The sequence below is a fragment of the Candidatus Pelagibacter sp. Uisw_090 genome (assembly GCF_047717845.1).
Lineage (GTDB): Bacteria > Pseudomonadota > Alphaproteobacteria > Pelagibacterales > Pelagibacteraceae > Pelagibacter.
Map to the genome: position 1 here is coordinate 1,126,607 of NZ_CP159810.1, position 20,572 is coordinate 1,147,178.

Annotated in this window: 22 protein-coding genes and 1 pseudogene; 9 read left to right on the forward strand and 14 right to left on the reverse strand. The window is 28.6% G+C overall.

What is annotated here, in order from left to right:
- Positions 1-11: 11 nt before the first annotated feature.
- Complete coding sequence (locus ABXT58_RS06190) at positions 12-566, forward strand: tetratricopeptide repeat protein (RefSeq protein WP_415303791.1); 555 nt, start codon at positions 12-14, stop codon at positions 564-566.
- A gap of 1 nt (position 567) precedes the next feature.
- Here the strand turns inward: ABXT58_RS06190 and ABXT58_RS06195 are convergent, their stop codons facing one another.
- The 4 genes from ABXT58_RS06195 to ABXT58_RS06210 form a co-directional block, all read right to left on the reverse strand.
- Positions 568-1,767 carry a hypothetical protein gene (locus tag ABXT58_RS06195; protein ID WP_415303792.1) on the reverse strand — a complete coding sequence of 400 codons (1,200 nt, stop codon included), beginning with the start codon at positions 1,765-1,767 and terminating at the stop codon, positions 568-570.
- A gap of 97 nt (positions 1,768-1,864) precedes the next feature.
- Positions 1,865-2,749 carry a dihydrodipicolinate synthase family protein gene (locus ABXT58_RS06200; RefSeq protein ID WP_415303793.1) on the reverse strand — a complete coding sequence of 295 codons (885 nt, stop codon included), beginning with the start codon at positions 2,747-2,749 and terminating at the stop codon, positions 1,865-1,867.
- Positions 2,750-2,795: 46 nt separating this feature from the next.
- Positions 2,796-3,773, reverse strand: a complete 978-nt coding sequence (locus ABXT58_RS06205) for a glycosyltransferase (protein WP_415303794.1) — start codon at positions 3,771-3,773, stop codon at positions 2,796-2,798.
- Positions 3,774-3,782: 9 nt separating this feature from the next.
- Positions 3,783-4,286: a molecular chaperone DnaJ gene (locus ABXT58_RS06210; RefSeq protein ID WP_415303795.1), complete on the reverse strand. Its 504-nt coding sequence runs from the start codon at positions 4,284-4,286 to the stop codon at positions 3,783-3,785.
- Positions 4,287-4,303: 17 nt separating this feature from the next.
- Here ABXT58_RS06210 and ABXT58_RS06215 point away from each other — a divergent pair, with 17 nt between their 5' ends.
- Complete coding sequence (locus tag ABXT58_RS06215; protein WP_415303796.1) at positions 4,304-6,379, forward strand: S9 family peptidase; 2,076 nt, start codon at positions 4,304-4,306, stop codon at positions 6,377-6,379.
- Between the two features lie 10 nt (positions 6,380-6,389).
- On the opposite strand, the gene ABXT58_RS06220 is transcribed toward ABXT58_RS06215, so the two are convergent.
- The gene (locus tag ABXT58_RS06220; RefSeq protein WP_415303797.1) at positions 6,390-6,695 is read right to left on the reverse strand and encodes a hypothetical protein; all 306 of its coding nucleotides are present in this window, start codon (positions 6,693-6,695) and stop codon (positions 6,390-6,392) included.
- Positions 6,696-6,826: 131 nt separating this feature from the next.
- Between ABXT58_RS06220 and ABXT58_RS06225 the strand changes: the two are divergent.
- Positions 6,827-8,136: pseudogene (locus ABXT58_RS06225) on the forward strand (NCS2 family permease).
- 33 nt (positions 8,137-8,169) lie between these two features.
- Here ABXT58_RS06225 and ABXT58_RS06230 read toward each other — a convergent pair.
- The gene (locus ABXT58_RS06230; protein ID WP_415303798.1) at positions 8,170-8,706 is read right to left on the reverse strand and encodes a phosphoribosyltransferase; all 537 of its coding nucleotides are present in this window, start codon (positions 8,704-8,706) and stop codon (positions 8,170-8,172) included.
- Positions 8,707-8,734: 28 nt separating this feature from the next.
- Here ABXT58_RS06230 and ABXT58_RS06235 point away from each other — a divergent pair, with 28 nt between their 5' ends.
- Entirely contained in the window at positions 8,735-9,031 is a 297-nt protein-coding gene (locus ABXT58_RS06235; RefSeq protein WP_415303799.1) for a DUF1330 domain-containing protein, read from the forward strand.
- Here ABXT58_RS06235 and ABXT58_RS06240 read toward each other — a convergent pair.
- Both ABXT58_RS06240 and ABXT58_RS06245 read right to left on the reverse strand, forming a co-directional pair.
- On the reverse strand, positions 9,018-9,653 hold the full coding sequence (locus ABXT58_RS06240; protein ID WP_415303800.1) for a DNA-3-methyladenine glycosylase family protein: 636 nt from the start codon (positions 9,651-9,653) through the stop codon (positions 9,018-9,020). The genes ABXT58_RS06235 and ABXT58_RS06240 overlap by 14 nt on opposite strands.
- Positions 9,646-10,530, reverse strand: a complete 885-nt coding sequence (locus ABXT58_RS06245; protein ID WP_415303801.1) for a DMT family transporter — start codon at positions 10,528-10,530, stop codon at positions 9,646-9,648. Before ABXT58_RS06245 ends, ABXT58_RS06240 begins: the two co-directional genes overlap by 8 nt.
- Positions 10,531-10,565: 35 nt before the next feature.
- On the opposite strand from ABXT58_RS06245, the gene msrA reads away from it, so the two are divergent.
- Genes msrA through ABXT58_RS06265 form a run of 4 tightly spaced genes read left to right on the forward strand, consistent with a single transcriptional unit; the run spans position 10,566 to position 15,818 of the window.
- A complete protein-coding gene (gene msrA / locus ABXT58_RS06250) occupies positions 10,566-11,009 on the forward strand; it encodes a peptide-methionine (S)-S-oxide reductase MsrA (RefSeq protein WP_415303802.1) in 444 nt (147 codons plus the stop codon).
- Between the two features lies 1 nt (position 11,010).
- Positions 11,011-11,823, forward strand: coding sequence for a rhodanese-like domain-containing protein (locus ABXT58_RS06255; RefSeq protein ID WP_415303803.1), 813 nt, complete (start codon positions 11,011-11,013; stop codon positions 11,821-11,823).
- A 3-nt stretch (positions 11,824-11,826) separates the two neighbouring features.
- The gene (locus tag ABXT58_RS06260; protein ID WP_415303804.1) at positions 11,827-12,696 is read left to right on the forward strand and encodes an efflux RND transporter periplasmic adaptor subunit; all 870 of its coding nucleotides are present in this window, start codon (positions 11,827-11,829) and stop codon (positions 12,694-12,696) included.
- Positions 12,696-15,818 carry an efflux RND transporter permease subunit gene (locus ABXT58_RS06265; RefSeq protein ID WP_415303805.1) on the forward strand — a complete coding sequence of 1,041 codons (3,123 nt, stop codon included), beginning with the start codon at positions 12,696-12,698 and terminating at the stop codon, positions 15,816-15,818. Before ABXT58_RS06260 ends, ABXT58_RS06265 begins: the two co-directional genes overlap by 1 nt.
- Here the strand turns inward: ABXT58_RS06265 and ABXT58_RS06270 are convergent.
- Positions 15,815-16,414, reverse strand: coding sequence for a lytic transglycosylase (locus tag ABXT58_RS06270; protein ID WP_415303806.1), 600 nt, complete (start codon positions 16,412-16,414; stop codon positions 15,815-15,817). The genes ABXT58_RS06265 and ABXT58_RS06270 overlap by 4 nt on opposite strands.
- Before the next feature lie 49 nt (positions 16,415-16,463).
- On the opposite strand from ABXT58_RS06270, the gene ABXT58_RS06275 reads away from it, so the two are divergent.
- A complete protein-coding gene (locus tag ABXT58_RS06275) occupies positions 16,464-17,180 on the forward strand; it encodes a 2,3-bisphosphoglycerate-dependent phosphoglycerate mutase (RefSeq protein ID WP_415303807.1) in 717 nt (238 codons plus the stop codon).
- Here the strand turns inward: ABXT58_RS06275 and ABXT58_RS06280 are convergent.
- From ABXT58_RS06280 to ahcY, 5 genes are all read right to left on the reverse strand, one after another.
- Complete coding sequence (locus ABXT58_RS06280) at positions 17,166-17,576, reverse strand: hypothetical protein (protein WP_415303808.1); 411 nt, start codon at positions 17,574-17,576, stop codon at positions 17,166-17,168. The genes ABXT58_RS06275 and ABXT58_RS06280 overlap by 15 nt on opposite strands.
- Positions 17,577-17,698: 122 nt before the next feature.
- On the reverse strand, positions 17,699-17,857 hold the full coding sequence (locus ABXT58_RS06285) for a sugar phosphate nucleotidyltransferase (protein ID WP_415303809.1): 159 nt from the start codon (positions 17,855-17,857) through the stop codon (positions 17,699-17,701).
- A complete protein-coding gene (locus ABXT58_RS06290) occupies positions 17,854-18,819 on the reverse strand; it encodes an aminoglycoside phosphotransferase family protein (RefSeq protein WP_415303810.1) in 966 nt (321 codons plus the stop codon). The genes ABXT58_RS06285 and ABXT58_RS06290 overlap by 4 nt, the downstream gene beginning before the upstream one ends.
- Entirely contained in the window at positions 18,806-19,282 is a 477-nt protein-coding gene (gene tsaE, locus ABXT58_RS06295) for a tRNA (adenosine(37)-N6)-threonylcarbamoyltransferase complex ATPase subunit type 1 TsaE (RefSeq protein WP_415303811.1), read from the reverse strand. Before tsaE ends, ABXT58_RS06290 begins: the two co-directional genes overlap by 14 nt.
- Positions 19,266-20,552, reverse strand: coding sequence for an adenosylhomocysteinase (ahcY, locus tag ABXT58_RS06300; protein ID WP_415303812.1), 1,287 nt, complete (start codon positions 20,550-20,552; stop codon positions 19,266-19,268). Before ahcY ends, tsaE begins: the two co-directional genes overlap by 17 nt.
- Positions 20,553-20,572: the final 20 nt, after the last annotated feature.

Below are 20,572 nucleotides of genomic sequence, written 5' to 3' on the forward strand. Positions count from 1 at the left end.
ATATTTTAATTATGAAAATTTATAAAATTTTTTTATTATTTCTATTCATAAGTAGTTTTTTTTTTTCTGCACAATCATCTCAAAAAATTCTTCTAGATAAACTTTTTGATCAATTAAAAAAAGTTGATGATTTTAAAACAGCACAAATATTAGAAAAAAAAATATGGTCTGTCTGGCATAGGCACCCCAGCAATAATGGGTTAACCGAAAAATTAGAATTTGGAGCTGAGCTTATGGAATATGGAAGTTATGATTATGCTCTTAAAGTTTTCGATAATGTGCTAGTTACAGATCCAAAATGGTCTGAAGCTTGGAATAAGAGAGCAACAGTTTATTTTTTAATGAAAAAATATACAAAATCTTTAGATGATATTGATAAAGTTTTGGAAATTGAGTCTAGGCATTTTGGTGCTCTATCTGGACAGGCAAGAATTTTTATAAAACTTCAAGAATATGAAAAAGCTATTGTCAGCTTAGAAAAGGCCTTAAAATTTTATCCTTTATTTAAGAGTGGCAAGTTATTGATACCTGAAATTGAGAGGCTAATTAAAGAAGAAAGTATTTAACTTAGTCTTTTTTTGCTCTTTTTCTTGAAATTAACTCGGTTAATGAATCAACCATAAGATCTGAAGCTTTAAATATTTCATTAGCTTTAAACTCGTGCGAAGAGTTTTTTTCAGGATTTGACTTATCCTCAATAACTATTCCGTCATCTGGTGAATTATTTTTAATATATATTAACAATAACCACTCCTCATTGGGAGCCTCATCCCATTTAATAAATATCTCACCAGTTTCAAATCTTTGGTCAATACATCTAAAAATTGACATATGTCTAGTTACGTGTCGTTTATTAAGCTGAAAAACTAAACTACTGGCGCTTCTATAAAAACTTTCAAGAGAAAGTTCAATTTTTTGCCTAGCTATTTTATAATCTTTTTCTTTTTGTAATAAAGTTTCTCTATCCTCATCACCTTTAATCTTTACTCCTAAGGCTTCAACTCTTTCTCGAATTTTTTGATCTCTGATTATTCTGTATTTATCTTTTAATTTTTCTATTCTCGCCTGTAGACCTGCATAGTCATCTCTTTTTTCTTTTAAAGATACTTTTTCAAGTTTTTCTAATTCTTTAATTTCTCTAATTCTAAATTTTTCAATTTGTTTTTCTAATTGCAATTGTTTGAGAAACTGTCGCTGTCTTTCTGCTTGTTCCACTCTAAGTAAGGCTTGTTCCTTACGTAAAAATAATTTTATATCTTTTGTTCTTTCTTTTTCTAATTTAATTTCTTCTTTTAAATTTTTTTCTTGGAGTTTAGTTTGAAGCTCTTCTTCTTTTATTTTTTGTTTATAAATTAATATTTTTTCTTTTTCTTTTTTTTGAATTTTTTCTAATCTTTTATTTCTTTTTTCTTCTGCTTTCAGTATCTTATATTCAAGTATTCTATTAGCAAAAATATCAAAAAATGCTTGAATATGTTTCTCTAAACTAAAATTAAATTCAAAATTAAACTCTGGTTTTAATGAATATTGAAATTTAATTATTTTAGATATTAAGCTTCCCTTATGTTTTTTATTATTTTTCTTTACTGTTAAATTTTTTTTTCCTGTCTTATTAAAATTTTTTTTTACCTTCATGTTTTTTAAAGGTATTTTTTTTATATTTTTCTTTACTGTTAAATTTTTTTTTCTTGTCTTATTAAAATTTTTTTTAACCTTCGTTTTTTTTAAAGGTATTTTTTTTAAAGGTATTTTTTTTATATTTTTCATATTTGATGAACTTAAGATTTATCAACTTATTATTGATAAATACAGCCTCTAATATTACTTTTTTAAAAATAATATTGGAAAGTCTTGCTAGCTAAATTTAGGCTGTCTTTAAAGATTTTAAAGTAAAATTTAATTTATTAAGGTCTTCTATTAATTGTTTTTTATCTTTTTCACTTAAAAGACTAACGGGTGGCAGAACATTTTGATAAATTTTATCCTCATAAGACATAAAAGAATGTAATCCAGAGATTAAATTAAATTTTTCAAAAGTATTTCTGACGTTACACAACATTTTATTTGCTGTTTGTTCCTTTTTATCGATAAAGTCATCGTAAACTTTTCTTGATAAACCGGCTGTTACATTGCATGTTGCCGTAATAATTCCAGTACACCCTAATTCTAAGCCTTTTAATAGCTTTGTCTCTGAACCAGGCAAAATAGAAAAGTTTTCAATTTTTAAATGTTCATATAGGTTGTATGAACTATCCTTAACACCAACTATTTGTTCTGGAAATTTTTTTACAAGCTCCTCAACACATTCAACGCTAAATTTATAGCCACATAATTTTTCAAAGTTATATAAAATAATTTTACTATCTGGCATTACCTCAACTACTCTGGAATAAAACTCTATTACCTCTTTATCACCATATTTATAATAGGCTGGAGGCATAATCAAAAAATCATTAAAATTTAAAGATGAGGCTACTTTCATTAAGTTTATTGTTTCACTCAAGGAATTGAGTCCAGTTCCAATTAAATATTTATCTCTATATTTGCTTTTTGATAATTGGTTTAATAAAGCAATTTTTTCACTTACAGAAATAAGTTGTGCTTGACCTGTGCTTCCAAAAACAGCAACACCATGACAACCCTGATCGATTAATACTTCCGCATGAGTAACTGTCTTTAATACATTAAGACTCAAATTCTCATTAAAAATTGACATACCAGCAGCATAAATACCTTTAACTTTTTTCATAAATTTAACTTATATATAAATAAAAATTAGTAAAGTGTTCAAGCATTTATTTTTTATCACCTAGCAAACTTTTGTATATATTTGAGATTTCAGAGCATTTGTTTCTGTAATTAAAAATAGAAAGATCATATTTTATTTTTGTTTTATCTATATTAGAAAATATTTTTTTCTTTTCATTAAAATTACACCTTTTAATTTTAAATTTTTTTATCCAATCTTTGTTTCCAATATGTACACTTGAAATAATAGGCAACTCAAATTGCATTGCCTCAACTAATGCGAATCCAAATGTTTCCCAACGTGAAGCAAATACTGCTACGTCCAATAGGTTATAATAATTAGCAATATTATCAATGTGACCTAGTAAAATTATATTCTTATAATTTTTAATTTTCTTACTAAACTCTTCATGTCCACTTCCTATCAATAATAATGTCGAATTTTTTGGAGCTTCTTGCTTGAACTTTTTTAAGATTAAATCAAAACCTTTCTGAGGATGAAATCTTCCAATAGACCCGAAAACTATATTATTCTTTGGAATTTTCAATTCACTTTTTATTTTTAATTTACTTTTTGTAATTGGTTTCAATCTTGTCCAGAGATATGATTTAAATAATGCTCCTTTAAAACTTTTAGCTGCTTCTTTAAATTGAGTATTGTTTGATACTATTAAGGCATCACAATTTTTTAAAATAGAGTTTTTAGAACTCATATGTGCTGTTGCAATAATCTTAAACTTATTTGATTTACGTACACACTTCGCAGCGTTACTAAGATGTGTGTGAATAATATCTGGTTTATTTTTACTGATTATTTTTGTTATTTGAGTTTTTTTAAAAAAATCTATTACCTGAAACGTTTTAACATTTTTATTTACATATCTTTTTAGCATAATATTTTTTTTTAAAATGATAGCCGAGACATCAAAAAATTTAGATTGATAGTCAATTAAATCACATAAGTATTTTTCCGAACCCGCAAAACCCTTTGAAATTAATATGTGTATAATCTTAATTTTTTTCATATTTAAATTTTATAGATTATCTATGATTGTATCTTTAGCTTGGTTAACAATAGATGCTAAACTATTTAACTCAGGATTAATGTCGGGATGTATTTTTTTCATGATTTTTTTATAAATATTTAAAACTTCATATTTTGTATATTTTTTTTTTGAATCTAAATTCAAGATTTTATACGCTTCTTCCAAAGATAATGTGGATGATTTTTTGATATTTTGATTGTGGTTGAATGAAAATCTTCCAGATCTTCTAAGCGTTTGAATTAACCTAAACAAACCAATTAATTGAATAATTGAAAAACCTTTTAACTTAACTATAGCCAAACTTAGGAATGTTAGGGGTATACTGAGTAAAAACTTGCCTCCCATCGCAAGTATTAAAGCTAAGATTATTGATCCAATAAAAATTATTTTCCTTAGATTTTTTGATATTTTCCTAGATGATGTGTTGGCTAATAGTTTTAGTAAAAAGTAAATAATTCCAAAAATAACTAGTGTATAAATGATTATATTCATATATTTAATTTGTTCCCATGAAAATACCACAACTTAAAAAAAAATCAGAAATAAAAACATGTCATAACACTAGCTGGGAAGATGATTATAGCTGGATACATCAAGATGATATCTTGGAAGTTTTAAAAGATAGTAAAAGATTAAACTCCGAAGTTAGAAAGTACTTAGAAGAAGAAAATTCCTACACGGACTTTCACTTATCAAATACTAAAGATATTCAAAAAGAACTATTTAATGAGATTAAGGGAAGAATTAAGTTAGATGATGAATCTCTTGCTTTTAAAGATTTTGATTATGAGTATTGGACAAAAACTACAGCTAAAGGAAATTACTCTATCAAGTTAAGAAAAAAAATTGGAACTTATGATGTTGAGGAAATTTGGAACGGTGATGAGGAAAAAGAAAAACTTAATGTAGAATATTTCGGTGTTGGTGATCTAGAGGTTAGTTTTAATGATAAATATTTAGGCTACTCCTTAGATACTAAAGGTTCTGAATATTACACAATATATATTAGGGATATTAAGACAAAAAAATTAGTTACTGAAAAAATTGATGAAACATCAGGTGGCATAACATTTAGTTTGGATGATCAATATATTTTTTACTCAAAACTAGATGAAAATCACAGACCGAGAAAGATTTACAGACATAAATTGGGCACAAGCACTAAAGATGATGAGTTAATTTTTGAAGAAAAAAGTGAAGCCTTTACAGTTGGAATTGGTTTAAGCTCAGATGATAAATATTTTTTTATTAATACTTCAAACCATAATACTTCTGAGCAATACTACTTTAGTGTTAATGAGAAGGAACCAAAACCTAAACTGATAAAAGAAAGACAAAAAGGAATTCTTTATTCTGTTAATTCTTGGGATAGTAAATTTTACAACCACACAAATGAAAATGCTGAAGACTTTAAAATAGATATAACTGATAGTTTAGAAAAACCAGACTGGAAAATGTTTATACCTGCAAAGGAAGAGGTTTTAATTGGTGGCCTAACATTTTTGAAAAATTGGATCATAAGATCGGAGACTTCAAATGCTTTGGATAAATTATTTATAAAAAATATAACAACTGAAAAAGAAGAAGAGCTAATTTTTTCAGATGAGACTGTATACGTCCCTGGAGCTTCTTTATTACAAAGAGATAGGAATACAGATGAAATTTATTTAAGCTACTCATCACCAAAAACTCAATCGAGAGTTTATGCTTACAACCTTAGTTCAAAAGAAAAAAAATTGGTTAAAGAACAAGAAATTCCTTCAGGTCATAATCCTGATGATTACATTGTTGAGAGGGTTGATTGTAAGTCACATGATGGAAGATTGGTACCTCTTACAATTACGAGACATAAAAATACCAATCTAGATGGAACTGCACATTTATTACTCTATGGTTATGGTTCGTACGGAAGTTCAATGAGTCCTAGTTTTTCTACTACAAGATTAAGTTTAATAAATAGAGATATTATCTGGGTCACAGCTCATATTAGAGGTGGAATGGAAAGAGGCATGAAATGGTGGAAAGAAGGAAAACTACTTAATAAAAAAAATACCTTTGAAGACTATATTGCATCTGCGAAATATTTAATTGAAAATAAATACACCTCAAAAAATAAAATAATAGGAATGGGTGGTTCTGCAGGAGGCCTTCTTATGGGGGCAGTTGTTAATCAAGCACCTGAATTGTTTTTAGGAATAATAATGGCAGTACCTTTTGTAGACTCTTTGACAACTAACTTAGATCATTCTTTACCCTTAACAGTTGGTGAGTTTGATGAGTTTGGAAATGCAAAAGATAAAAAAGATCACTTTGAATATATTTATTCTTACGCACCTTATAATAATATAAAAAAAATGGATTATCCCCATATGTTGATCACAACGAGTTTAAGTGACAACAGAGTGTTATTTGATGAGCCTGCAAAATTTACTGCCAAACTAAGAGAGTATAAAACTGATAATAATTTATTACTTTTAAAAACTGAAATGAATGCAGGTCATGGTGGTAAATCTGGACGAGATGGAGCTATAGAAGAAATTGCACTTGATTATGCATTCGCATTAAAAATTTCTGAAAAAATTTAGTTTCTAGTTGTTAGAAACAACCGTTTGATACAAAGCCAATCACAATAGAATTAGAATCAACTTCAAATCTTCTTTCACAAACTATTCCATATTTTTTAGTATTATAAACAAGTTCTAAATTACCCTTGGCATTTTTAAAATCTTCATCTGGTTTACCTAAATCCATTTGTAAATTACTTGAAGTTTTTCCAATGTACTCACTTAATTTAGTATTTTCTTTTTCAACAATTGCGTCTGTTTTATCTTTGATTGTTTGACAGCCAGCAACGAGAATTAAAAAAAATAAACTTATAAAAATAAATTTTAATTTTTGCATAGTTGAATGATAACACTCTAAATATGGCATAAATATAAACTTATAAGTTGAATAATGTTGATAAGCTTAGATTTTTAAGAGTATTTTCCTCAATTATCCAATAATACTTAAACTTAATCTTAGGAGGATCAATGTTAGAAAAATATTTTGACTATAAAAAACACAAGACTGATTTTAAGACAGAGGTAATAGCCGGTGTAACAACATTTTTGACAATGGCTTATATTATGTTTTTAAATCCATTTATATTATCAGGTGAATTTGCTGGACCTGAAAAAGGTTTCTTTGATTTTGGAGCCGTATTCACTGCAACAATTGTTGCAACTGCACTTGCTTGCTTCATTATGGCATTTTATGGAAAAACATGGCCAATAGGTTTAGCTCCTGGCATGGGAATTAATGCATTTGTTGCATTTGGAGTTGTTGGTGGAATGGGTTACACACCACAAGCTGCTCTTGGTGCAGTACTAGTTGCTGGTGTTTTATTTTTAATCATTTCATTAACACCCATTAGAGCTTGGTTAATAAATTCCATTCCAAAAAGTTTAAAACTTGGAATAGGTGCTGGAATTGGATTATTTTTAGCAATTATTGGACTAGAAATTATGGGTGTTGTTGCTGATCACCCTGTAACTCTTGTCACAATAGGTGATATGAAAAATCCTTTAATTTTACTTGGCTGTCTAGCTTTTGTTTCAATGATAGTTATGGAAAAATTGAATATTAAAGGAAATATAATTATTGGAATAATTGTGTTTAGTATTATTGCTTGGGCAACTGGTCTTGCAAAATTTAATGGTGTTGTAGGAAATATTCCTCCAATGACTTATTTATTTGATTTTGACCTTACAGCTGCGTTTACTGCTGGAATGTCTACAGTAATATTCACTTTATTGTTTATAGACTTTTTTGATACTGCAGGAACTTTAACTTCAGTAGCAAATGTTGCTGGTAAAGTTGACAGCAATGGAAAAGTTAAAGACATAGAAAAAGCGATGATGGCTGATAGTGTTGGGACTGTAGCTGGTGCATTAATGGGTACAACAACTGTAACAAGTTATGTTGAATCAGGTGCCGGTGTAAAAGCTGGTGGAAGAACTGGAATGACTTCTTTAACTATTGGAGTTTTATTTCTAGCATGTTTATTCCTTTCACCTTTAGCGACAAGTTTGCCGAAAGAAATAGATGGAGCTGACTTTTATACGTTTCAGTTTTATTTGTTAGAAATATTGTAGATATTGAATGGGATGATATTGCAGAATCTGCTCCAGCAATACTTGCAATGATCGCTATGCCATTAACTTACAGTATTAGTAATGGTATTGCTTTAGCATTTATTTCTTATGCATTAATTAAATTATTCACTGGAAAGTTTTCTTCAACTTCACCAGCAATATGGGTTATTGCAATCTTAAGTGTTGTTAGTTTTGCTGTTGCTTAAAATATAATTTTTAGGGCTGGAATTATTCCAGCCCTATTTATTTCTCTTAATTATTTCTTCCATAGACATTTCTTCATAATGTTCAGTAGGTTGAACAATCCATGGGTCTGAATCTAGTTTTACTGGACAAAAATCTGGCTCAAAAGTGGATGATTTTTTTTTCCATAAACATGCAGTTTTAACTTCATTTATATAATCTTTAGTTGGCTCATAATTTTTTAACCACTCAATACTTTTATTTAAAGTCAATCCAGTATCAGACAAATCATCTACTAATAAAACTTTATCAAAATCTTTATTCTCAGCTAAAGAGCTAATTTCTCGAGCAAACATCAATTGACCTTGTTTGTCTTCCATTCCTTTTCCCGAGTAACTTTGGATAACTATGTAGGCTATAGGCAATTTTAGAACTCTAGAAAGAATATCTAATATTGGAGCTGCTCCCCTCATAATACCTACTAATACTGTTGGCTTATAATTGTTGTGAATTTCTATTGCTAGTTTTTCTACAATTTTTGTATACTGATCAAAAGTGATAATTAATTTCTCTGCCATAAAATTCATTATCATATAAAAAATTATTTAAAAAGGAGAAATAATGAAAGCCTACTGGATCGCTTTATACAAAAGAATAGATAGCCAAGAAAATTTAAAAAATTATGGTTCAAAAGTTACTGAAATAATAAAAAGTTATGGAGGAAAGCCTCTTGTGAGAGGTGGAAAATTTGAAACTTTAGAGGGTGAAACTTACCCAAGAACTGTAATCTGGGAATTTCCAAATTGCGAACAAGCTATGAAATGCCATGATTCTAAGGAATATCAAGATGGTTGGGCTATAGCAAAAGATACTACTATTAGAGATTTACAAATTATCGAAGGTTTTAGTACTGAATAGGTTCTGGATCTATACTTCTCCACAGATACCAGGTCGCGACTGAACAATACGGACTAAATCTTTTATTTAGTAACCTTACATAAGAATCTGGTGGTAGATATTTTTTTTTATAATTTTTTGAAATTCCTCTTAAAAGACCAATATCTTGTATGGGCCAAATATTTGAACGATTATAAGTAAATAACAAGATCATTTCAGCTGACCATCTACCAATTTGTCTTAACTGAGATAAATAGATAATAGCTTCTTCATCTGACATCTTAGGAATTAATTTAGGATTAAATGATTTATCTAATATTTGTTTAGCTAAACTTTTTATTCCTTTAACTTTTTGTTTAGTTAATCCACAACTTTTTATCTGAGCAGTGGATAGTGTAGAAACAGTTTTAGCATTTATTTTATTCTTACATTTTTTTTGAAATTTTGAAAATATAGAATTGGCAGCAGCAACACTGATTTGTTGTCCTATGATACTCTTACATAATGAGAAAAATATATCTTTTCTAGAAGTAAGCACAGCTTCTGAAGGGGATTTATATTTGCTAATTAATAAAGACATCACTTTATCTTTATTAGATAAATATTTTTTTGCAGTATTCCAATATTTTGGTTTTTTATTCATGTCTAGTAGTGGATGGTATTTTTTGTTTATGATAAATTTCTCTTCTAAAGATTATTAGAGACGCAAAAACTACAAGTGAGGCACCGATTAGTGTTTTTATAGTTGGTATCTCATTCCAAATGAAATAACCAAAAAATATAGCAAACACCAAAGCTAAATATTTTAAGGGTGCCACTAAAGATACTTCAGAAAGTTTATATGATTGAGTTAAAAATAAATTTGCAGAGCCTCCTGTTACTCCAATTAAAGCTAAAAGGATAAAATCTTGAAAGTTTGGCATTTTCCACCCCATTGGAATTGTGGCCAAGCCAGCAATTGAAATAGTAATTGTAAAAAAAATTGAGATAAGCCAAATAGGTTCTGTTGTAGATAGTTTTCTAATCGTGATGGTTACAAAAGCCATTCCAATACAAAATATTAGAGGAAGAAAATAAAGGTAATTCATGCCCTTAAAGCCTGGCTCAGCAATTATAATAACACCTATAAATCCAATTATGACTGCTAGCCACCTAAAAACACCTACCTTCTCACTTAGTAAAAAAATTGATAATACGGTAATAAATAGTGGTGCTGCATATGATAAGCTAACAACGACTGCTAAAGGAAGTTCTCTTAACGCAACAACTATTGCTATTAAAGCCATTAAACCCATAAGACATCTAAATAAGTGTTCTTTTGATCTTTCAGTTGTGTAAAAAGTTTTTAATTTATTTTTTGGTATCAAAAAATAAGTAGGCAACAGTCCAAAAAAGCCTCTAAAAAATAAAACTTCTCCAGTTGGGTAGTCACTTGACCATTTTACAAGCAAATCCATAACAGAAAAGGTACATATAGATAGAAACATGTACAAAAAACCTAATTGATTTTTAGTCAGCATAAGAATAATTTGTAAATTAAATTAAAAGATAATCAATGGAAATAGCAGTATTAGGATTAGGATGTTTTTGGGGACCAGAAATTAAGTTTAGTAAACTTGAAGGGGTTATTAAAACTGAAGTTGGTTATTGTGGGGGTGACAGCAAAGAAGTCACCTACGAAGAAGTATGCACTGGTAATACAAATCATGCAGAAGTTGTTAAATTAGATTTTGATCCTAAAATCATATCTTATGAAAAAATTTTAGAATTTTTCTTTGAAATTCATGACCCTACAACCTTAAATTCACAAGGGCCAGATTTTGGCACACAATATAGAAGTGAAATATTTTACTTAAGCAATGGACAAAAAGAAATTGCTGAGAATATTATAGAAAAAATAAATTCAAATTTATCTGGACAAGTTGTAACAAAATCTTCTTTATTAAAAAATTACTGCCCCGCAGAAGAATACCATCAGAGATATTTAGAAAAAAGATAATATGTCTTTAGTTAATACAAGTTGGTTAGAAGAAAATTTAGATAAAGTAAAAATTATTGATTGTTCATGGCACATGCCTCAGACAGAGCGTAATGGTTTTAACGAATATAAAAACAATCATATTAAAAATACAATTTTTTTTGATTTAGATAAAAACTCTAAAAAAGATACTGACCTACCTCATATGTTGCCAGATGCTAAGTCATGGGAAAGTATTGTTTCTGACATGGGAATTAAAAATGATGAACAGATAGTCATCTATGATAATTCAGATGTAATTAGCTCTTGTAGATGCTGGTATAATTTTATCTATTTTGGTCACAATCCAGAATTAGTTCATGTATTAGATGGTGGTTTAAAAAAATGGACTGAAGAAGGCAAATCAACTACTAGTAACATAATTAAAATTATTCCCTCTAGCTACACTGTGCGTGAAAAAAAAGAGTTAGTAAAAGATCTAAATCAGGTTAACAAAAATATTTTTGAAAATAAATTTAATGTTATTGATGCAAGAAGTTTAGAAAGATTTGAAGGTAAGGCTTCAGAACCAAGAAAAGGATTAAGAAGCGGCTCTATAAAAAACTCTTTTTGTCTGCCCTTCTCTGAGCTCATAAATAAAGATCATACATTTATTAGTAAAGAAAAAATTTATGAAAAATTTAAATCAACTGGATATCAGATTGGCAAAAACATAGTATTTACATGTGGTTCTGGAGTTACTGCTTCGGTTTTGGCTCTTGCTTATTCCTTAATAGATAATAAATATATGCCTACTATTTATGACGGATCATGGAGTGAATATGGAAAGAATTAAAATATGAAAAGATCTACAAAAATTGGAACTGCAATTGTTGTCTTTTTTTTAATTATTACAATAGTAATTGTTGGAAGAACAATGATAGGAAATCATTTTAAAAAAAAATTTAGTAAAAGACCCCCTCCAGGAATAATAGTAACAGAAGTTGTTGCAAAAAATTTCTCTCAAAAAGTTTCAACTTATGGAACAGCCACTCCTTTTAGAACTAAATCATATAAAATTGAAAAATATGAAATAATTAACCCAATAGAATTTAATAAAAAATTAAAAAAAGGTGATTTAATAGCAAAATTAAAAAGTAGAAATTTGATAGCTGCCTTTGATGGGGTGGTGACTAAAAGAGATTTTTCAAATGATATTAAAGTTTCAGAAAGTTCTCTTTTAATAAACTTGGAAGATATCTCATCAATTTATGTGGATGTAGATATTCCTGAACTTTATTCAAGTTTCATTAAAGAAAATTTAAATGTTGATGTTAAATTTTCAGGTAATAATGAAAAAATTTATTCAGGTGTTGTTCATTCTACTGCTGGTAGAATTGATGTTGATACAAGATCTTTAGCAATAAGAATAAAATTAGAAAATGATAATTTTGAAATTTTACCTGGGTCTCTTTTAGAAATTATAGTTAAGTACAACGAAAGAAACTCCATAAGCATTCCTGATACAAGCTTAATGATGGAAGGTAACAAAACCTATGTTTATAAAGTTGCAGAAGATAATGTTGCTAATAAAGCTGAAGTTGTTATTGGAATAAGAGATTCTGGTTTTATCGAAGTAGTTTCAGGTTTGACTAATGGAGATAACATCGTTGCCGAAGGTCTAAAAAAAGTTAGACCAAGAGGAAAAATTAAACCAATTAAAAAATAATGTTTATAACCGATGTAAGTATAAGAAGACCAGTTGTTGCTTGGGTAATGTCTCTTATATTAATCGTTTTTGGAATATTTGTTTTTTCACAATTACCTGTAAGAGAATTACCTGAAGGCCTACAACCTCCTGTAGTTCAAATTAAAGTGGACTACAAATCTGCCTCAGCTCCTATAATTGATCAAGAGGTAACTCAAGTAATTGAAAAAGTGATTGGTGGAATAGAAGGAGTAAAAAATATTAATTCAACATCAGAAAATGGAAGTAGTTCGATTAATGTTGAATTTAATACTGATATTAACCTAGATAATGCCGCCAACGATATAAGAGAAAGAGTGGGAAGAGTTGTTGGTAGATTACCTGATGAAGCTGATGCCCCTCAAATACTTAAACAATCCGCAGGATTTTCAACTACCATGTGGCTAGCTGTATCCTCTGCAACCTGGACTGATTTAGAACTTGGGGATTATGTTGAAAGATATTTAGTAGATCAATTTTCAAGCGTTAAGAACGTAGGAACTATTAGAACCGGTGGTTTAAGAGATCTAAGTGTTAGAGTTTGGATAGATCCAATTAAACTTGTAGCAAATAACTTAACCATTCAAGAGGTTGAGGGAGCAATAAGAAAAGAAAATGTTAGCCTGCCAGCAGGCACCTTAGAGGCTACTAATATTGATTTGATACTAAATTTAGATAAGTCATATGATGATATTGAAAAATTAAAAGTTCTACCCATAAAAAAGAATCTAAATAGTGTTGTAAGACTATCAGATGTCGCAAATATTGAGTTTGGTCCAGTTTCAGAAAAAAATCTTTTCAAGGCTCAGAGTAAAAATGCTTTAAATTTAAAAACAGTTGGAATTGGTATTTATGCAAAAAGTGGTGCTTCAACAGTAGAGCTTTCTAAAGAAATAAGTAAAAAAATAGATGAAGTTAAGAAAACATTACCAGATGATCTAAATATAGAAATAGCTTTTAACAGAGCAACATATGTGGGTACTGCTATTGATGAAGTATACAAAACTTTAATCATCGCTTTTGTACTTGTGGTTATTATTATTTACTTATTCTTAGGAAATATAAAAGCTGTAATTGTACCAGCAGTTGCATTACCCGTAAGCTTAATAGCATCCTTTTTAGGACTTTATTTATTTGGTTTATCAATAAACATTTTTGTCTTGTTAAGTTTTATTCTGGCGATTGGAATAATTACTGACGACTCAGTCATAATGACAGATGCAATTTATAGAAGAATTGAAAATGGAGAGAGTCCTTTGGTTGCGGCATACAAAGGATCGAAACAAATTAGTTTTGCAATTATTGCAACAACTTTAATTCTGGTTGCGGTATTTATTCCTTTAATTTTTATAGATGGAATTGCAGGAACACTATTCAGAGAAACTGCAATTGCCTTATCTTTTTCAGTTGTGGTGTCCTCTTTTGTTGCTCTTACATTGTCACCCATGTTAGCAAGTAAATTTTTAACGAAAGAACCAAAACAAAATTTTATAGTTATTAAATTTGATAAATTTTTTAAGTCATTATCAAAATTTTATGAAGAAACATTGGGGTATTGGTTAAATAAGAAAAAAATTATTATTTCATTTATTATCTTCACTATTATTGTCTCTAGTGTTTTATTTCATTTTACAAAAAAAGAATTATTACCTATGGAAGATCGAGGTGTATATCTTGTTCTTGGATTTACAGATGAGGGGAGTTCTTTTGAATATACTGAAAAAAGAGCAGAAGATGTTGAGAAAAGATTAATTCCTCTTCTGCAAGCTGAGAATAGTCCATATAAAAGATTTATAATGAGAGTGCCAGGCTTTGGTAGTAACAAAAATTCTTTTAATAGCTTTATAATAATTGCATTATTAGACGAATGGGCTGAAAGAGATAAAAGCTCACAAACAATAATGAGAGAAGCAATCGGAAAAATTGTGACCGTTCCTGAAACTGTAGCTTTTCCAATATCACCTCAATCTATTAGAGTTTCTAGCTACAATAAACCAGTTCAAATGGTTATATTGGGCAGTACTTACGAAGAGTTAGAGGAAATACAATCCAAAGTTATTAGAAAGTTAAGACAGAATAAAAACTTATCCAGAATAGAATCTGACTATTCTAGAGACAAACCAGAAATCAAACTGGTAATTAATAAAAACAAAGCTAAAGATTTAAATGTATCTACTGACTCAATTGGAAAAACTCTAGAAACTCTTTATGGTGGAAAAACTGTAACGAACTTTAATAGGCTTGGTAAAGAATACCCAATTATACTTCAGCAATACCTAGCTGACAGAAGATCTCAAGAAGGGCTTTCTAAAATATTTGTTAGATCAGAAAGCACTGGTAAACTTATTTCTTTAGCAAATTTAGTTGAGTTTAGTGAAAAAGGATCTGCAAAAAAATTAGCAAGATATAACAGACAGAGAGCTGTAACAATATCTGCAAATATATCTCCATCTTACACGCTTACAGAAGCAATTGCATATTTAGAGAAAGCAATGGAGGAAGTTAGCTCTTCCAATCAGATTGCATGGAAGGGTAAATCAGAAGAAATAAAAGAAACTAGTAATGAATTGTTTATTATTTTTGGATTAGCATTTCTAACTGCCTACCTAGTAATGGCTGCAACCTTTAATTCATTTATTCATCCATTTATTATTATGTTAACTGTTCCACTGGCTTTGTTTGGAGGTTTGGTCTTTATCCTATTCTTGAACAGTTCTATTAATATCTTCTCACAAATAGCCCTTGTCATTCTAATTGGGATATCGACTAAAAATAGTATTCTAATCGTTGATTATGCCAATCAGTTGAGGATGGCTGGAAAAAATATAGAATCATCTGTTAAGGAAGCTTGTCAACTAAGGTTTAGACCTATAATGATGACATCAATAAGCACAATGATAGCAATGATGCCTTTAGTTATAGGAAATATTGGACCAGGTGCTGGTGAAGCTTCAAGGCTAGCTGTGGGTGCCACTATTCTAGGTGGAATGATTATATCAACATTCTTTACATTGTATGTAACTCCAACCATGTATTTGGTATTAGCAAAGAATACGAAAAGAATAGACGCTGTTGATATTGAGCTCAAGAAACAACTTCGTTAAAAAATAATATATTTATTTTTATTTAATCTTTTCTGACATTCTTTCAATTGAGACTTATATTTATTAGATTGCTTTTCTACTTTTTTAGCTAACCCTATAACTTTTTGATTATTTTTATAATTTTTATAACCACTCCACCCTTCATGATATGCAAGATATTGCCTAAAAGCATCTTTCTTAGAAATTTTTAAAAGAGACTCAGTTTTATCAGTATACCAACCAATAAAGTCCACACTATCCTTAAACCTTGTTCTTGTTGCTAATTTATTTCCAGTTTCATTTTTATATTGTTCCCAAGTTCCCTTTACTGCTTGTGAATATCCAAATGAACTAGACGGCCTCTTAAATGGTATAATCTTAAATAATTTTTGTCTTGGAGGCTTAGCTAACCAATCAAAGTCAGACTCCATCTTGATTATAGCTAACTGAATATAAATTGGTGTTCCCCATTTTTGCTCAGTTTTTTTTGCATGTTTATACCAAAGGTACCTTTCATTAAAAATTGAACAACTATTTGAAGTGTTTTGAGGAATTGAAGAGCAAGCAGTAACAAAAAAAAGTAATGTAACTAAAAAAATACTTGTTAATTTTTTCATAATAATTTTATTTATTTTATTCTTTTTATCAGTTATCAAAATATATCAAATGCCTCATTTAATTTTAATTAGACATGGTCAAAGTGAATGGAACCTTGAAAAAAAGTTTACTGGATGGGTTGATATAGATCTTACTGGTCAGGGGAAACTTGAAGCATGTAAATCTGGGGAATACATTAAAGAACTAAAATTAGATATAGATTATTTTTATTCATCTTTTCAATTGAGGGCTGTTAATACTCTTAAGTTTATTCAAGACACGTTAAGAGATAATAAAAAACCAATAAAAGCATGGCAACTAAATGAAAGACATTATGGTGCTTTAACTGGTCTAAATAAAGATGAAATGAAAGAAAAACTTGGTGAAGATAAAATACATGACTTTAGAAGATCTTGGGATATAAAACCAGATCCTCTAAGTAGAAATAATCCATACCACCCTATTAATATTGATACATATAAAACTGTTCCTATAGAAAAAATTCCAGATACAGAGTCACTTAAGGATACTTATGAAAGAGTAATAGAATATTATAATTCTGATATTCAAAATAAATTATTAGATAATAAAAATATAGTAATTTCAGCTCATGGAAATTCAATTAGAGCTTTATGTAAGTTTTTATTTAAATTAGATAATAAAAAAATATCCTTACTTGAAATACCAACAGGAAATCCACTTTTAATTAATCTAGATTCAAGGCTAGAAATTAGAGAATGTAAATATTTAGATAAAAATAGAGCTAAAGATTTAATTGTTTTTTAATAACTCTTTATAAATCTCAAGATTAGTCAAATGATAAAAACTTTCCAAACTTTCATACCCATATAATTTATTTTTGCTAACTAACTGATTCCAGATTTCTGATATAGAAAAATCACTAACTGAATGTGAACTAAATAAATTTTTATTGATTATTTGGCAGCCTGTATAAATTAAATTATTTTGAGCATCTTTTTTAATTATATTTTCTAAAAGATTAAAGTCACTTTTTAATTTTTTATCAAAACTAAGATTTTTATTAACAAGTAAAAGTATATTTTTAATTTGGTTAGAAAAATAAAATTTTTCCATACTTTGTATGCTCTCAACATAACTTTTATTCCATACAGTATCAGGGTTTAATGTTAGAAAATCTGATTCATTTGAAGAATTCATCATATTTAAAATTCCTCCCCCTGTATTTAGAATTGTGTCTCCATCACTAATGATTTTTATATCTAAATTAAATTTTTTCAGATTAATAAAATCTTCAATTTTCTCTTTTAGATAAAATGTATTTATTAATATCTTTTAATTCCTAAAAATTTTATTAGATTGATACAATTTTCAAGTAGTGTAATTTCATTAATCTTCAAAAGTGGCTTTGGTTCAGTTAATGTTAAAGGGTTCAATCTCTTTCCATATCCAGCACACAAAATTAATGCAGTATTAATTTTCATTTTAAATTCCTTATTTTCTTAGGAAAATTAAGGTCTAGTAAACTTTTAAGTTTATGAAATATCTCATTATTTTTGATTCTCAGTTCTACTAGTTTCCAAGAATATGGTATTAGCTTTAAATACTTTGTCTTATTATCTCTTACTGCTAACCTTGTAAAAATTCCTATTATTTTCATATTTCTAAGCACTGATAATATTTCAAAATCATTTAATAAAGTAACTTTGTTAATTTTTTTATTATTCAGCTTTGCATAGTAGTTAAAAATCGTATCTTTTAATTTTTTATTTGATTTAAACCTAACATCGTCAATTAAAGATGCTAAATCATACGCCTTATTACCTATCAAAGCATCCTGCGTATCGATCGTTGCTAATTTTTTTTTGTATTTCATTAAATTTGATACATGAAAATCTCGGTGAACGAAAGTATCATTTTTTAAGTTAAGATTAGATATTAAAAATTTTATTTGTTTATTTATTTCAATATTTAAAGTTTGTAATTTTTTTTTAGATACATACTTTTTTGTATACCAGTCAGAAAATAATTTAGCTTCTTTAAATAGTTTATTGTCATCATAAACTGGGATCTTATAATTTTTTCCTTTAAAATTTTTAATTTTGTTTTGTTTAATTTTTTGAATTTTAGATAACAAATCAATGGATTTTTTATATAAATTAATTTTATTACTTCTATTTTTTTTTAACAGTTTAAGTATTGTATCATCTCCAAAGTCTTCAATTTCTATGGAGTTTTTTTTATAATTTTCTTTATATAGTTTTGGAGCTAAAATTTTATTTTCAATCAATAAACTATTTATAGCATCATATATTAATAGGTTTTTTTCTTTTTCTTTTGAAGCATAAACTATAATTGAATTTTTTTTATTATCTTTTTTTCTGTAAAAAGATCTGAATGATGCATCACCCTTAATTTTTTTTAACGTTGATTTAACTGATCTCATTTAATGTTTTGTTACTCATGCCTTTAATAGTTATAAATCTTTTGTTCATATCTTTTCCGTATTCAAAGAATAAATCAATTTTATTATCTATTTTATTATCTATTTTTTCAGGCCATTCAACTAATGTTAGGATTTCTTTTTGATTTTCCAATAATCCAATATTTTTTGTCTCGTGACTATTTGTTAGTCTATATAAATCATAATGTTGGATTATAAAAACTCCCACATCATATTCGTTTACCAAATTAAATGTAGGACTTGTAACCTCTGTTTGGTTTAGATGATTGTTGGCTTGAAGACAGTTTACTAAATGTCTTATAAAAGTTGTCTTTCCAACTCCAATTTCACCATGAAAATAAACTACATCTCCTTTATGAAGTATTTTTGAAAATTTTTTTGCTAATTCAGCTGTCTTAACTTCTAAAGAGATATCTATTATTTCGCTATTAGTAGCGATATGCATCTGGCTTAAATGGACCTTCTGTTTCAACACTTATATAATCAGCTTGGTCTTTTGATAGTTTTGTAAGTTTTGCTCCCACTTTTTTTAAATGAAGCATAGCTACTTTTTCATCTAATGATTTTGGTAACACATAAACTTTATTTTCATAATTTTTATGATTATCCCAAAGCTCAATTTGTGCCATTACTTGGTTTGTAAATGATGCACTCATTACAAAACTTGGATGTCCTGTTGCGCAACCTAAATTTACCAATCTACCTTTGGCTAAAAGAATAATTCTCTTTCCATCAACTAATTCTATTTCGTCCACTTCTGGTTTTACTTCTGTCCATTTATAATTTTTTAAGGCTTCTACTTGAATCTCATTATCAAAGTGACCAATATTACAAAGTATTGCTCTATCTTTCATATTTCTCATATGGTCTGCAGTAACAATGTCTATATTACCTGTAGCTGTAACAACAATATCTGCTTTACTTATTGCTTCATCCATTAAAACTACCTCATAGCCTTCCATTGCTGCTTGGAGTGCACAAATTGGATCCGCTTCTGTAACCATAACTCTTGCACCACTTTGTCTTAAAGATGCAGCGCTACCCTTTCCAACATCACCAAAGCCTGCAACAATTGCAACTTTACCAGACATCATAACATCTGTGGCTCTTCTAATTCCATCTACTAAACTTTCTCTACAACCATACAGGTTATCAAATTTTGATTTTGTAACTGAGTCGTTAACATTAATTGCTGGAATCATTAATGACCCATCTTTTTCCATTTTATTTAATGCTTTAATTCCAGTTGTTGTTTCTTCTGAAACACCTTTTACTTCCTTTAACAAATCTTTGTAGTCGCTATGCATCATTGCAGTTAAATCACCACCATCATCTAATAGCATATTTGCTTTCCAGTCTTTTTTGCCTTCTATTGTTTGTCTTATGCACCATACAGCTTCCTCTTCAGTTTCACCTTTCCAAGCAAAAACTGGTATTCCTGCTTTAGCTATTGCTGCTGCAGCATGATCCTGTGTTGAAAAAATATTACAAGAAGACCATCTAACTTCTGCTCCAAGCTCTACTAAAGTTTCGATTAAAACTGCTGTTTGGATTGTCATATGAAGACATCCTAATATTCTTGCTCCTTTTAAAGGTGCTTTACCTGAATATTCTTCTCTTAATGCCATTAGACCAGGCATTTCACTTTCAGCTATTGAAATTTCTTTTCTTCCAAAGTCCGCTAGTGATATGTCTTTAACTTTAAAATCATCCATTGCTCGGTTTTATACAATAA

What these genes read in the sequence shown, in the direction of transcription:
- msrA (WP_415303802.1), top strand. Translation starts at nt 10,566, where the DNA reads ATGGAAATAGCAGTATTAGGATTAGGATGTTTTTGGGGACCAGAAATT.
- ABXT58_RS06235 (WP_415303799.1), top strand. Translation starts at nt 8,735, where the DNA reads ATGAAAGCCTACTGGATCGCTTTATACAAAAGAATAGATAGCCAAGAA.
- ABXT58_RS06260 (WP_415303804.1), top strand. Translation starts at nt 11,827, where the DNA reads ATGAAAAGATCTACAAAAATTGGAACTGCAATTGTTGTCTTTTTTTTA.
- ahcY (WP_415303812.1), bottom strand. Translation starts at nt 20,552, where the DNA reads ATGGATGATTTTAAAGTTAAAGACATATCACTAGCGGACTTTGGAAGA.
- ABXT58_RS06285 (WP_415303809.1), bottom strand. Translation starts at nt 17,857, where the DNA reads ATGAAAATTAATACTGCATTAATTTTGTGTGCTGGATATGGAAAGAGA.
- ABXT58_RS06255 (WP_415303803.1), top strand. Translation starts at nt 11,011, where the DNA reads ATGTCTTTAGTTAATACAAGTTGGTTAGAAGAAAATTTAGATAAAGTA.
- ABXT58_RS06195 (WP_415303792.1), bottom strand. Translation starts at nt 1,767, where the DNA reads ATGAAAAATATAAAAAAAATACCTTTAAAAAAAATACCTTTAAAAAAA.
- ABXT58_RS06240 (WP_415303800.1), bottom strand. Translation starts at nt 9,653, where the DNA reads ATGAATAAAAAACCAAAATATTGGAATACTGCAAAAAAATATTTATCT.
- tsaE (WP_415303811.1), bottom strand. Translation starts at nt 19,282, where the DNA reads ATGCATATCGCTACTAATAGCGAAATAATAGATATCTCTTTAGAAGTT.
- ABXT58_RS06190 (WP_415303791.1), top strand. Translation starts at nt 12, where the DNA reads ATGAAAATTTATAAAATTTTTTTATTATTTCTATTCATAAGTAGTTTT.
- ABXT58_RS06290 (WP_415303810.1), bottom strand. Translation starts at nt 18,819, where the DNA reads ATGAGATCAGTTAAATCAACGTTAAAAAAAATTAAGGGTGATGCATCA.
- ABXT58_RS06280 (WP_415303808.1), bottom strand. Translation starts at nt 17,576, where the DNA reads ATGATGAATTCTTCAAATGAATCAGATTTTCTAACATTAAACCCTGAT.
- ABXT58_RS06205 (WP_415303794.1), bottom strand. Translation starts at nt 3,773, where the DNA reads ATGAAAAAAATTAAGATTATACACATATTAATTTCAAAGGGTTTTGCG.
- ABXT58_RS06200 (WP_415303793.1), bottom strand. Translation starts at nt 2,749, where the DNA reads ATGAAAAAAGTTAAAGGTATTTATGCTGCTGGTATGTCAATTTTTAAT.
- ABXT58_RS06215 (WP_415303796.1), top strand. Translation starts at nt 4,304, where the DNA reads ATGAAAATACCACAACTTAAAAAAAAATCAGAAATAAAAACATGTCAT.
- ABXT58_RS06210 (WP_415303795.1), bottom strand. Translation starts at nt 4,286, where the DNA reads ATGAATATAATCATTTATACACTAGTTATTTTTGGAATTATTTACTTT.
- ABXT58_RS06275 (WP_415303807.1), top strand. Translation starts at nt 16,464, where the DNA reads ATGCCTCATTTAATTTTAATTAGACATGGTCAAAGTGAATGGAACCTT.
- ABXT58_RS06230 (WP_415303798.1), bottom strand. Translation starts at nt 8,706, where the DNA reads ATGATAATGAATTTTATGGCAGAGAAATTAATTATCACTTTTGATCAG.
- ABXT58_RS06245 (WP_415303801.1), bottom strand. Translation starts at nt 10,530, where the DNA reads ATGCTGACTAAAAATCAATTAGGTTTTTTGTACATGTTTCTATCTATA.
- ABXT58_RS06220 (WP_415303797.1), bottom strand. Translation starts at nt 6,695, where the DNA reads ATGCAAAAATTAAAATTTATTTTTATAAGTTTATTTTTTTTAATTCTC.
- ABXT58_RS06265 (WP_415303805.1), top strand. Translation starts at nt 12,696, where the DNA reads ATGTTTATAACCGATGTAAGTATAAGAAGACCAGTTGTTGCTTGGGTA.
- ABXT58_RS06270 (WP_415303806.1), bottom strand. Translation starts at nt 16,414, where the DNA reads ATGAAAAAATTAACAAGTATTTTTTTAGTTACATTACTTTTTTTTGTT.